The sequence below is a fragment of the Glutamicibacter sp. AGC84 genome, from assembly GCF_053543575.1.
This window is the reverse complement of sequence record NZ_JBLVOC010000003.1, coordinates 27,694-40,456: the sequence shown is the minus strand read 5'-3', so window position 1 is coordinate 40,456 and position 12,763 is coordinate 27,694. Positions and strand designations below refer to the sequence as shown.

Sequence of the window (12,763 nt, the reverse complement as noted above, 5' to 3'; positions counted from 1 at the left end):
TCTCGCACCCTTTGCCGTTGCTGGTGGTTAAGCCTCGGAAGCCTCTGCCTCTTGGGTGTCTTTCAAAACATGATCAGAAACCTTGGCCAGCGCTCGTTCCAGTGAAGAACGCAAGACCATAGGAACCGTGATCTCGTCATTAATCTCGACAAGGCCTTCGCGTTCGAAGACGCGCAGCAGGGACTCGACCTGGGGGACAACCTCCTCAAGGCTGGCAATCAGGTGATGCTGCTCGGCGGGAAGGTCATCTTCGGTCGGAACTTGCAACGCGAACTCGGCACGTGGCGGTGTCGATGATGCGGCATTGCTCAACACGCCGGCCACCATCTCGGCGATCTGCGCCTTGCCCGGCTGCTCCAAGGTGTTGATCAGGATGTGCGAGTAGAGAACCTCTGCAATCAGCTCCTTGACCAAGCGGGCGCCTTGTCCGCTGGATGCCAGCAGCGCATCGCTGAGCGACTCGGTTGGGGTTGCGTTCGGTTCCTGGTAGCGCAGCATGGCCGTGCCGATCAGGGCGTCCCAGTATGCCGATAGGCGTGGAATGTCGGCCAGCGAAGAAACGGCAGTGCCGTCTTCCGGCTCCCATTGGGCATCCTCTGGAACGCCGGCGGATTCATCGACCTTGACGAACAGGCCCAGCGCGCTGGCCGCATCCTGCAGCGTATCGCCGGTGAGTACGCCAGCTGGGGTGGTCGGCTTGCCTTCGCCAACCCAGCTGATCAACTCGCGAGCCGCAAAAACGAAGGGCATCGCTTCGAGGCTGCCGTTGGCCTCATCATCTTCGAGATAGGGCGCCACGATGGGTGAATCGCCAGCCATGCGGGAGAGGAATTCGAAAGTCTGCTTGAAGTCATCCACGCTTCCGCCGAAATTAGCGGTCGTGCCCAGGAAAGTCAGGTAATGCTTGAGGATCGCAGCGCTGGCTTCCGAAACTTCCTTGCCCAGCGACGTCAAGTGGCCCAGCTGTTCACCCAGAATCGTCGGATCCAGGGTTTTGACGTCAACGCTCTGGCGCAACTGGGCATGCACGGTCAGCAGGGTAGTGAGGCCTTCGAGCGCTGCGCGGGTCTCGCTGGCTGCCTGGCCCTCTTCGTGGAAGTGGCGGAAGAGCGAGGACTTGAACGGCTGAAGAGCTTGGCGCACTTCAGATTCAAAAGGCACGCTGCTGGCGCCGGAACGGCGGGCGGGATGACCCTGGGCAGGCTTCTTCTTGGCTGGTTTACGTGAGGCCATGAGTGTGGTGCAGTTCCTTAGAAATGGCTGATCGGCGGGATTGGTAATTCGCTTCTCTCCAGTCTACGCAGGACGCGCTCGAGGCGAAGTTCCCGATGGGCGATAGTGATGCAGCCTCTGGGGAAAGTGCCCGTACGGGAGGTAGTACTTGTTGAAAGTTCGGAATAGGCAATCATTTTCCGCAAGAAACACGAACCTCCCGCCGGTGTGGTGGCGCTCACCGACGAATCGTCAGCACGCGTTGATTTTCCCTGGGGATCGCGCGACAGTGAAGACATGCGGGCTCGTGTGGAGAGGCCGTCGAAATGCTAGGAGAGTGGATCATGGCTGGAGTAGGCGTGCCAGATCATGTCGTTGTTGTAGGCGCTGGCTTTGTTGGCCTGTCGACCGCTTGGTACCTGCAGGAAGCGGGCATTAAGGTCACCGTCGTGGATCGCGGCGGCGTCGCGTCCGGTTCCTCTTGGGGTAACGCCGGCTGGTTGACCCCAGCGCTGACCCTGCCCATCGCAGAGCCTGCAATTTTCAAGAACGGCCTGAAGATGATGCTCGACCCGGCATCCCCGCTGTACATTCCGCTGAAGGCCGATGCCAAGTTGCTCCGCTTCCTGATCGGTTTTGCCTGGCACTCGACCCCGAAGAAGTGGGAAGAAGCCATGCGGGTCTACTCGGAAATCGGCGCAACCGGTTTGGATGCCTTCGACGAAATCGCGCAGGCGACTTCGGCAGGGCCGGGAGTGCAGGAGCCGACCAAGCCGGCAAATCCATTCTTGACCGGATTCACCTCGCTCAGCGACCGCGATGCGCTGCTGCATGAATTCGAGATGATCGAGAAGACCGGCGGCGAAGTTGATTACGAATTGCTCACCGGCGACGAGTTGCGCGGCATCGAGCCGACCCTGTCCAATAAGGTCGCTGCGGGCGTAGCCATCAAGAACCAGCGCTACATCAACCCGCCGAAGTTCATGGATTCACTGGCCGAATCCGTCATCGCCCGCGGCGGCGACATCATCGGAGCCTTCAACGTCACCGATGTGCGCGACAATGGCGGCTCGGTCACCGTCATCGGTTCCGAAGGCCGTTCAATCACTGCGGATCACGTGGTGCTGGCTACCGGTGCTTGGATGACCGACATGGCCAGCAAGTTCGGTGTGAACGTTGTGGTTCAGGCAGGCCGCGGCTACTCGTTCACCGTGGAGCCGGAACACATGCCAACGCACCCGATCTACTTCCCGACCCAGCGCGTTGCCTGCACCCCGCTGGGCGATCGCTTCCGCATCGCCGGCACCATGGAATTCCGCGACGCCAACCACAAGCTGGAGCCGAAGCGCATTGAGGCCATCGTTGCCGCTGCGACCCCGGTCTACCAGGGGATTAACTGGGAGAACCGCAAAGAAGAATGGGTGGGTGGACGCCCATGCACCGCGGACGGCATGCCACTCATTGGCCAGACCGGATCCTCGCGCGTGTCGGTTGGCGGCGGCCACGGCATGTGGGGCGTTGCGCTGGGACCGCTGACTGGCAAGATCCTGGCTGCCCAGATTGCTGGCCAGCAGGTTCCAGGCATCGCCCGGCACTTCAACCCCTTGCGCAAGGGGTTCTAAGCGTTTCGGTCCACACCCGGAACGAATAAACAACCGGCTTGCGGTGCATCATGGCGATGCGCTGCAAGCCGGTTTTCCTTTAAGGCTGTCTTTTACGCGCTTTAGGCGTGGCGGGTTGATGCCCCGGCAAGGATCGCGCGGTAGCCTTCGGCAAATCCCGGATACTGCAGTTCAAGCCCGCTGGCTAGCAGCTTGGAATTATCGAGCCGGCGGTCGGCAGCACGTCGAGCCGGGGCTTGTCCTGCCTCTTCCGGCGCAGGCAAATCTAGTTCCTTGGCCAGGAACTGGTAGACCTCGCCCAGCTGGGCTGGGGTGCTGTCACTGGCCAGGTAGAGGCCAGCGGCTTGCTCTCCCAGCGCCGCAACGTGAACGATGGCCGCGGCCAGGTCATCGCGGTGGATGCGGTTGGTCCAATGCGAGCCCGCGGGAATCTGTGCGGCTCCGGCAGTGACATGATCGATGAGCCGGGTGCGGCCCGGGCCGTAGATTCCCGACGCCCGCAGGATTGTTACCGGCAGGCCGCTGCCGGCGAGCGCTGCCTCGGTGTGCGCAAGGACCTGCGCGGTGGGGCTAGCTGGGGCAAGCGGTGCCGATTCGTCGACGAGTTCTCCGTTGGCGCCGCCCATCACTGCGGTGGAGGAAATGTAGATAAGCCGGCGAAGATTGGGGCATTGGGTTGCCAATCGAGAAGCCAGTTCTCTGGCGACCTGCAGATAGCCGCGCGTGTAGCCATCGGCATCGCGGGTGGCCGGCACGGGAGTGAGCACGACGATTTCGGTCTGCGGATCGATGCTTGGCCACTGGGCGGCATCGAGCAGGTCTACGCTGTGGCCGGTAAATGCTGCGGGCAGCTTCTGGCTGTTGCGCCGCCAGCCGGTGATGCGATGGCCCTCCTGCTGGAGCCGCAGTCCTGCCTCGGTGGCGACATCTCCGCAGCTGACCAGTAATACTTTCACGAGACTCCTTTGGCGCGATATGTCCTCGGAGGCGAATCCCCCTACCCATAGACTAGAACCTTTAGGCCAGCGTGGCATGCGCGCGGAGGAGGGGGGCAGGTGCAGTCTTCGGTGCGTTGCGTCCTGTTCTGCGTGGTTGCATTGCTCTCCATGCTCGGCGAGGGCATGGCGGTCTTTGCCTTGACCCTGGAATCCGCGGATCAGTTGGGGTCCTGGGGCGTAACCGCGTTGTTCCTCGCCGGCTTGGTTCCGCCGATCCTTGCCGCTCCGGCTATAGGGCGTTGGGTGGATGGGTCAGCCCTTGTCCGGGTGTGGATCCTGAACCTGTGCGTGCATGTGGCGATTTTCGCGGTGATGGCCATTGCCTCCAATATCTTCGCGAGCCTCGCCTTGATGCCTGTGGCCAGTATTTGCGCGGTGGTTAACGGAGCGGTCATTTTCAAGATTATTCCGCGCATCCGCGGAGGCTTCAGCATTGCTCGTGCCAGCAGCTTCCTTGTCGTAGCGACGTCCCTGGCGGGAATCATCGCGCCGGCGATAGCTTCACTCGTCTTCGCGAAATCGGGGATCGGCGCGGTGCTTTGGTACGCGGCGGCAGGATTCCTGGCACTGGCCCTGGCAGCCATCTTCCTGTCCCGCTCGCAAGCCGCCGGCGCGACAGGAACAGACGCAGCGAACGAACCGGATCAGGGTGGACCGGTATCGCCCGGTGGAGCTGCATTGACGCGCAATCCACAATTGCGGATCTTGCTGCTGCCGGTGGCGGCGATCGTGCTGTTTACCGCAGCAGAAGGCGTTTCGGGGGTGTTCTACCTGCGCGGGATCACCGATAACGACACTGGATATGCGGTATTGCTCGGTGCCTGGTCCGTGGGCGCAGTGTTCGGTTCCCTGCTGGGAGGAAATCGCCGCTTCGGTACCCGAAGCGCCTTGCCGATTCTGCTCGGCGGAGGGCTGGTGGGCGCCGCGATCCTCACGGAAGGGCTCTGGTCCAACGCGGCTGGCCTGGCCTTGGTGTTCCTTGCTGGCGGGCTGGGCAATGGACTGCACAATACTGGAGTGCGAACAGCCATTTACGAATACGTGCCAGAAGCCCGCCATGGCGCTGCTTGGGCGCAGCTGCGGATGCTCATCAACATCATGGTCGCATTGGGCTATCTCATCGGCACCCCGGGATTGCTGATTGGCCCGGCCAGGGCAATTATCGTGATCTCCGGTGCCGCGACGCTGCTGGTTATCGTTTTATCCGCCGCGTTGTACAGCTGGAAAGCGCAGGCCAGGGTCCATGGGAGGACCTCTGCCACCGAGGCCCGGGGCTAGCGCGCTCGCCGGAAACATGAAGGTTGCTGGATAACGCGCTACAATTCAAGTATTCGAATATTTGTACTAGAAAGTGGTGGGGTGTGGCTGAAGAACAGGAGCTGATGCCTCCGGGAGCAACCCAAGGGCCGGTCCAAGCGGTATCCGCGATGGGTTTCCCCTCGCCAGCACGCGATTATTTTGACGGCGGACTGGACCTGAACCGGTTGCTGGTCCGTGACCGTGTCTCCACTTTCATCATGCGCGTCTCGGGCCACGCCATGCGGTCAGCTGGTATCTTCGACGGCGATGAAGTGATCGTGGACCGATCGCTGGCCGTGCGCCACGGCTCTGTGGTCATCGTCAACCTCAACGGGCAGATGCTGGTGCGCCGCTGGCAGATTGACGGCCACGAGGTTGGGCTGCTCAGCGATGAATCGCCCCTGCCCGTGGTACTGGCCGAAGGCGATGAGGTCAGCGTCTTCGGCGTCATTACCAGGTGCCTGCATCATGTCCGCTGACCACGTATCCCTGGTGGACGTCAACAATTTCTACGTCTCCTGCGAGCGGGCCTTCGACTATTCGCTGCGCAATCGTCCCGTGGTGGTGCTGTCGAACAATGACGGCTGCGTGGTGGCCCGTTCCCAGGAAGCCAAGGATCTGGGCATTCCTACCGGGGAACCCTTCTTCAAGGTCCAACGCTATATGGACTCCCACAACCTTGCGGTGCGGTCGAGCAACTATGAACTGTACGGGGACATTTCTGCCCGGGTCATGGAATTGCTCGGACGCTTCGGGACCTGGCACGAGGTGTATTCCATCGATGAATCTTTCGTCGGCCTGGAAGGCAACCTGGAGCAGGTGCGCAGCACTGCGGCCCAGATCCGTGCCGCCATTGACCAGACTATCGGGGTGCCAGTCTGCGTGGGTGTCTCATCCACCAAGACCCTGGCGAAGCTGTCCAACCATATTGCCAAGCACAATCCGGGACTGGGCGGAGTCTGCGTCCAGCAGCTCATGGATCCCGAGGTCCTGGGCAGTATCCTGAACCGGGTTCCAGTCACCGATGTCTGGGGCGTGGGCCGCAAAACCGGTGCCAAGCTGGCAGCCATGGGCATTGAATCCATCGCGGACCTGCAAGCAGCTGACCCATTGGCGATCCGCAAGAAGTTTTCTGTCGTCTTGCAGCGCACGGTCTTCGAACTCAACGGGCAACGTTGCATCGGTCCGGTGGAGGAACGCGCGGATCGCGGCCAGGTCATGTTCACCCGTTCCTTCTCCACGCCGGTGCGCACCTATGAGGCGATGGAAGAAGTCATGTCCATCTATGCGCAGAAGGCTGCCGGCCGCTTGGCGCGCGAAGGCCTGTACGCTTCATTGCTTACCGTCACCGCGGGCACCAGCCGCTTCGCCCGGGGAGAAGCCTCATTCCCCAGTGCCCAGGTGCGCCTGCCGCGTCCGACGCGGGATCCCATCGTGCTCAGCAAGCTGGCAATTGCCGCGATGCGGGATCTGATGAAACCGGGAATGGACTATGTTCGCGGGGGAGTGATCCTCTCCGGCCTCAGCGATTCTCCGGGTGAGCAACAGCTGGATCTCTTTGGCCAGAGTCCCGATCCGGCTGCCGAGGAACAAGAGAACGTCTCTTCGGTAGTCCAGGATATTTCCCTTCGATTCGGTGCTAAATCCATTGGCCTGGGGCATGCCGGGATGGCCAAAATCCCTGAATGGTCGATGAAACGAGAGCATATTTCGCAGCGCTACACCACCGACTGGGATGAACTGCTGGTGGTGCGTGCCTAGCGTTCTGCCCATGGCAAAAGGTTCTCGGCTCTTCGGCAACTTCGCAGTTTACGGTGGGAGGATGATCTCATGACTACCCGTGCCAAGCAGCTCATGTCAGTCGGAATCCTGATGACGGTGATGCTCGCTAGCTGCAGTGCGCCGAATGCCCAAGAACCAGCTTCGAGCACGTCCGCGGGCAGTTCCAGCAGCCCGAGCAGTACGGGGACTCCCGCGCAGCAGGCAACTCCCAGCCCGTCCGGCAACTCCGGGGCCGAAGAAAGCCCATCGCCTAGCCGCAGCCAGGAACCCTCGCTGCGCCAGCAAGCAGAAGCGCTGGCCGACGAGCTGAGCGCCAGCGAACAGGCAGCGAGCCTCGTGATGGCCGGTGTCCCGGCAACAGGAGCAACCGCTGCGGAAATTTCTGCGATGAAGAAGCAGGGAATTTCCAATGTCTTCCTGCGCGGCCGTTCGCAACTGCCGGTGAAGCAGACCGCCGCCCAGGTCCGGGAAATTACCCAGGGCTTGGAGTCCGGCATTCCCGGGCAATTGCCGGTCTGGGTGGCCACCGATCAGGAAGGGGGTTTTGTCCGGGTGCTCCAGGGCCCCGGTTTCACCGATCTGCCGACTGCGTTGACGCAGGGAGGGTGGCCTGTATCGAAGCTGGAGCGTGAAGTGGGCGCCGCCGGGAAAGAACTGGCTGAAGCCGGCATCAACGTGAATCTGGCTCCGGTGGCTGACGTTGTTCCTGCCAGTATCGGCACCGGCAACGCACCCATCGGCTACTTTGGCCGCGAGTACGCGCATGACGCCTCGGGGGTCTCCAAGGCCATTTCGACGGTGAACGAAGCGCTGCGCTCCGAAGGCGTGCAACCGGTAGTCAAGCACTTCCCCGGATTGGGCCGGGTCGCTGGGAACACCGATACCAGTACCCAGGTGACCGATACGAAGATCGATGCGGACTCCAGCGATCTGCAGCCATTCGAGCAGGCTATCGAGCAGGGCAAGTCCTGGGTCATGGTCTCCAACGCCCGCTACTCCCGGCTCGATGGAAAGAACGATGCACCGTTCTCTTCGAAGATCATCACCGGATTGCTGCGTGAGCAAATGGGTTATGGGGGAATCGTGATTTCCGATGATCTGTGTGAAGCCAAGCAGGTCGGCTACCTGCCGGTGGGCGAGCGTGCAGTGAAGTTCGTGGCCGCCGGCGGAACTGTTCCGCTATGCGTAAAATCGGCTCCGGCCATCACCATGGCGAAGGCCCTGGCAGCCGAGGCCAAGGCCGATGGGAAATTCGCGGCCCAGGTAAGAGAAGCCGCAGTACTGGTTCTCGAAGAGAAGCTGCGCATGCAATAAGCTGCGCAGCTGGATCTTAAAGGTGTAGGCCCGGGGCTCTTCCTTACTCGCTAGGAAGTTCCCCGGGCCTGCTCTTGGGAGGTGGAAGGCCTACTTCTTGCCCTTCTTCTTTCCGTCAGTTACTTCCAGAACCTGTGCGCGGTCATCATTGCCGTTGTGCAGGTGAAGCAACAGTGCCTTCGATGCCTTGGTGCTGTCGGCAACGGTCACCGGGATCTGGGTACCGGACAGATCGGTGAACAAGGTGCCTTCTGCACCGAAATCAACCTGTGGCGCTGCCACGTTGAAGTCGATCCAGTCGGTCTGGTCAACCGGGATCATCGAGCCGTTCTCATCGGTGTTGTACCAGGAGTAGCCCAGAACACGGTAGGAGATCTCCGTCGAATCCTCATCGAGCCCCAGGGCTGACAGGGAGATCGGGAAGACCGCTGCATTGGTGTCGAAGCTGTTGGTATCGACATCGCCGAGCATGCCGTTCACTGGCTGCAGATCAACTTGCTCGCCGGTGGCGAGGTTGAAGGTTGCTGCCAGGTCAAGGTCAACTTCGTCGAATGCGGCGTTGAAGGTAACGAAGTCGGCTTCGCCGTCGCCATTGGTATCGATCTCGACATCCAGCTCGGTGCCGCCAGCCAGGTGGGCCCAGTTGGCCCAGGTGGAGATGCCGACGTTCAGCAGGCCATCAGCCACGCCGGTGCGGGCAGCGGTGCTCGATGCGCCAACGTGCTGCAGGTCCACGGAACGGGCCGCCGGGATGCTGTCCAGCGAATCGTCGCCGCGTTCACTCGAAGCCCCCAGCTCGAAGGCACCGAGCAGGGAGGTGACCGAAGTAGCGCCCTCGCCAGCAGTGATGTCCTTGCCCTTCAGGCTCAGGGTGGTGGTATCCGCGCCCTTCTTCAGCTTCTTGAGCTTGCCCTCCATGTCGGCAGCCAGCTTGGGTGCTGCCTGGACTGGAATGCGCAGGGTCGGAGCATCGCTGGCAGTCAGCTCGACGCGACCGCTGGCATCGGCAACCCAGGCACGAGCCAGACCGGACTGGCTGGTAGCCATGGTTGGATCGATGGTCTTGGCCCACTGCTGCGGGTCAACGCTCAGGGTGACGTTCAGCTTGGCGCTGCCGCCGGCCGGCACGGTGACGCTGTTGCGATCCAAGGTGAAGCTTGCGCCTGGGATCTCGGTAGCGGCCACGTAGTTGGCATCGTAGCTCTGCGCCTTGCCGCTGGTGTTCTCGATGGTGATTTCGCGCTGCGCGCTGAACGGCTTCTTGCCTCCCAGCTCGATAACGCCGAAGACCACGCTGGTCAGATCCGCTGCCTCGGAATCGTAGGCGAAAGCAGGGCTCTGGAGTGCTGCATCGGCCATCACTCGACCGGAACCAACACGGTTCGGACCGTAGGCTTCGCCATTGGCGGCCTTGATGTCGGTGGCCGCCGTGTTCATGATGATGCTCTTGGCTTCATATGGGGTGTAGTCGCTGTCTTCCAGAACCAGCGCGGCGATACCAGCAACCAATGGAGTGGCCATCGAGGTACCGGTCATCACGGCGGTGCCGGTACCGGTGCCCACGCCAACCGAGCCGATCTGGGTACCTGGGGCAGCCACATCCGGCTTGACCACGCCGTTGGAACCGTGGACGCCACGCGAGGAAGAGGAATTCAGCGTGTCTGCAACGCCGGACTCGCTGGAGGAACCGCCAACGAATTCGGGGGACAGGGTAACCTGCAGCGTGCCAGCTTCAGCTGCTGGGCGCAGCTTGTTCGACTCGTCCAAGGTGAATTGCGCACCTGGGATGGTCGCGTTGCCGGCGATGCCTGCATCGAACAGGTTGCTTTCTGCATCCAAGAGGACACCGGTGGCACCGGCGGCTTCAGCGTTGTTGAAGCGGGCGCCGGAACCGCAAGGGAACTCGCCGTTCTCGCTCCACTGCAGCCAAACCCACTTGCCTTCCAGTGAACCTTCTTCGAATGCGTCGCAACCGAATGCATTATCGGCCGGAGCCATCACTGCTTCTCCGGACAAGGTGGCCGGATCAGCATTGGTGTAGTTGAAGTTCGCCGAGTACTGGCCCGAGGCCGAACCGGCGACATTGTCGGGACCATCAACCTGGATCTTGTCCAGGGTGACGTGCGAGCCAACGGAGTTGGCTACGGTCAGCGAGGAACGCGAGTTGCCCGGCGAACCGCCCACGTCGGTGACATCGCCGGCATTGCCGGAAGCGACAACCGAGAGGATGCCGGCTGCGCTCAGGGCGTCGACAATGTCATTTTCAGGGTCGTTGGCCGGGGAATGATCCGAACCAAGGGACATGTTGACCACGTCGGCGCGGTCCGAGAAGTCGCCGTCGCCGTTCGGATCAAGTACGTAGTCCAGTGCTTGGCCAACTACGGCGGAGGAGCCGCCGCAACCGAAGACGCGGATGCCGATGAGCTGTGCGTCAGGGGCCGAGCCCGGGCCGACCTTCATCTGCGCCAGCGCGTCGGCGTCCAGCGAGGAATAGTCCCCGGTGAAGGTCGAGCCATCGGCGTTGACGCCGTAGCCTGCGGTGGTTCCGGCAACGTGGGAGCCGTGTCCGGCAGCCTGGCAGTCAAGCGGGTTAGGGTCCGGATGCGGAATTGGCTGGTAGGTGGGATCGTCGGAGTTGGCGTTGTAGTCATCGCCAACCAAATCCCAACCGCCAATGAACTTGTTGGTGTCGATCAGGCCCGAATCTGCACCGGGCAGCTCATCGGAGGCCTGGGCTTCCTTGTAGCCTTCCAAGGTGCCCGGGCCGCCGAAGCTGGCATGGGTGTAATCCACGCCGGTATCCAGTACAGCCACCTTGACGCCGTCACCGGTCTTGTCCAGGGACTTCCATGATTCCAGGGCGCCGGTGTCAACTACCGAGCTGCGGTTGGAGGGCTTCTTGGGAACGATGGAGCTGATCTTGGCAACGTCGCTACGCTGTGCAAGCTTGCGCAGATCAGCGGCATCACCGGTCAGTGCGACACCCTGCAGTGCGTTGTGCGTGGTGTAGATGACCTTCGAGTTGGCCTCGGCTGCCAGCTGCTTGCCCTTGGCCTTGACATCCTTGCCGATCTTCTTGACCTTGGCAGTGTCCTTCTTCTTGCCGGACTTCTTCACCGTCTCGAAGGCGCCATCACCCTGGAACTGAACGTAAACAGACACTTCACCAGTTGATTTGGCAAGAGGTCCGGAGACTTTCAGGTTGGACAGCGCTGATGAACTGGTGATTGGCAGGGACGCGGCATTTTCGCCGTCGCCTGGTTGGGGGATTCCTGCTGCGCTTGCCGGTCCTGACAAGGTAACAGCCAGTGCAAGCGCAGTGGCTGATCCCAAAATCAGGCGCGGCACTCTCTGCGTGCGGCGAGTGACCATGATTCTCCTAGCTGGGCTGGATAGCGGTGCTGCTCCCGTCATGGGCGGGCGACATAAAAGCGGTGCGAGCCTTGATGATCGTCCGGGGTAAACGTCCGCTAGTGCGTATACCCATAGCTGGAATCTTAGGTGACGTAGCTCATATATCAAGGGGTTATTGAATAGTAACCTTTGGCTGGATATTGTGCTGGCTTGGGAATTTCACAATAAAATCCGCGAACCACTGCGACAAACCCGCCCAGCAAGGCCTGATGGGCCCGCCCATTTTTGAGAAAATTTGGACGCTTTGTTACTCATCAGTTCACTACTTGCTGGGCGGGCGGCGCCGGAATCGGCTTAAAGGCTGCGGTTGCCTAGAGGCGGTTCAGGAAGCTATGCACGCGCTCGTCGAGCAGCTGGATGCGCTCGGCAACGACAACCATTGGGTCCGGGTAGATCGGATTCTTCGGAGGCGGAATCCGCACATTGCGGGAGCACTCGAAGTTCAGGCAGATCAAGGTTCCCAAGGTGTTGCCGTCACGTCCAGCCTGGCCAGCGCGCTTGGTCGTCCACATGCCTACCGCGCAGGGGATGTTCACATCGCGGCACATCTCGCACATCGTGGCGTTGGTCGGCTTGCGGCCACCGTCGGTGGGGCGCAAGAGGATGCCGCGGGTCTGCCCCGCTTCATCGGTGTGGAGCAGGTAGCCGCGCTGCATCATTTTCGGGTCGCGCCAACCCAGGTACTCCAGCGAATCCCACTCGAGGGAGGCAAAGTTTTCGGGCAGGGTCAATTTCTTCGCTTCTTGGCGGCTGGCGTTGATGAAGGAAGAGCGGATGGTTTTTTCGGTCAATGGCTGCATGGGAAATCCTCAAATAATCCGCACGCGCTTCATAGGCGCACGGAATCACGAATCGTCAAGGTGTTGAGGTCTGTAAGGGAACGAAAAATTGGGGGCACTAGAACATTGCCTAAGGCAGAAGCCTTAAGCGGAAAATGTGTTGCCAACCCCGTTCGATACGCAGACGAACGGGCAGAGCGTCAAAGTGGCTTGCATAGCCGACCGCTCCCTCCTGTGGTTCTCCACGCATTGATTCTGAGCACTTCCGGAATAACCATAACAAGTGCGGTTGGCTTAGGCCAATGACTGGGATCACGGTTAAAGCAGTTTGGGGGGGGCCCCC

Annotated in this window: 9 protein-coding genes; 5 read left to right on the top strand and 4 right to left on the bottom strand. The window is 61.2% G+C overall.

Going from position 1 to position 12,763, the window contains the following annotated elements; translation table 11 throughout:
- Positions 1-27: 27 nt before the first annotated feature.
- The gene (locus tag ACNPN0_RS01270; RefSeq protein WP_448938469.1) at positions 28-1,233 is read right to left on the bottom strand and encodes a hypothetical protein; all 1,206 of its coding nucleotides are present in this window, start codon (positions 1,231-1,233) and stop codon (positions 28-30) included.
- Between the two features lie 323 nt (positions 1,234-1,556).
- Between ACNPN0_RS01270 and ACNPN0_RS01265 the strand changes: the two genes are divergently transcribed.
- Positions 1,557-2,834: an NAD(P)/FAD-dependent oxidoreductase gene (locus ACNPN0_RS01265; RefSeq protein WP_105662422.1), complete on the top strand. Its 1,278-nt coding sequence runs from the start codon at positions 1,557-1,559 to the stop codon at positions 2,832-2,834.
- A gap of 101 nt (positions 2,835-2,935) precedes the next feature.
- Here the strand turns inward: ACNPN0_RS01265 and ACNPN0_RS01260 are convergent, their stop codons facing one another.
- Entirely contained in the window at positions 2,936-3,790 is an 855-nt protein-coding gene (locus tag ACNPN0_RS01260; protein ID WP_448938470.1) for an NAD-dependent epimerase/dehydratase family protein, read from the bottom strand.
- 99 nt (positions 3,791-3,889) lie between these two features.
- Between ACNPN0_RS01260 and ACNPN0_RS01255 the strand changes: the two genes are divergently transcribed.
- The 4 genes from ACNPN0_RS01255 to ACNPN0_RS01240 all read left to right on the top strand — a co-directional run bounded on the left by ACNPN0_RS01255 (position 3,890) and on the right by ACNPN0_RS01240 (position 8,227).
- Positions 3,890-5,110, top strand: a complete 1,221-nt coding sequence (locus ACNPN0_RS01255) for a hypothetical protein (protein WP_448938471.1) — start codon at positions 3,890-3,892, stop codon at positions 5,108-5,110.
- Positions 5,111-5,193: 83 nt separating this feature from the next.
- Positions 5,194-5,610: a LexA family protein gene (locus ACNPN0_RS01250; RefSeq protein WP_105658603.1), complete on the top strand. Its 417-nt coding sequence runs from the start codon at positions 5,194-5,196 to the stop codon at positions 5,608-5,610.
- Complete coding sequence (locus ACNPN0_RS01245; protein WP_448938472.1) at positions 5,600-6,892, top strand: Y-family DNA polymerase; 1,293 nt, start codon at positions 5,600-5,602, stop codon at positions 6,890-6,892. Before ACNPN0_RS01250 ends, ACNPN0_RS01245 begins: the two co-directional genes overlap by 11 nt.
- A 69-nt stretch (positions 6,893-6,961) precedes the next feature.
- Positions 6,962-8,227: a glycoside hydrolase family 3 N-terminal domain-containing protein gene (locus ACNPN0_RS01240; RefSeq protein ID WP_448938473.1), complete on the top strand. Its 1,266-nt coding sequence runs from the start codon at positions 6,962-6,964 to the stop codon at positions 8,225-8,227.
- 90 nt (positions 8,228-8,317) lie between these two features.
- Here ACNPN0_RS01240 and ACNPN0_RS01235 read toward each other — a convergent pair whose 3' ends face one another.
- The gene (locus ACNPN0_RS01235) at positions 8,318-11,389 is read right to left on the bottom strand and encodes a S8 family serine peptidase (protein ID WP_448938474.1); all 3,072 of its coding nucleotides are present in this window, start codon (positions 11,387-11,389) and stop codon (positions 8,318-8,320) included.
- A 563-nt stretch (positions 11,390-11,952) separates the two neighbouring features.
- On the bottom strand, positions 11,953-12,441 hold the full coding sequence (locus ACNPN0_RS01230) for an FBP domain-containing protein (protein ID WP_105658599.1): 489 nt from the start codon (positions 12,439-12,441) through the stop codon (positions 11,953-11,955).
- Positions 12,442-12,763: the final 322 nt, after the last annotated feature.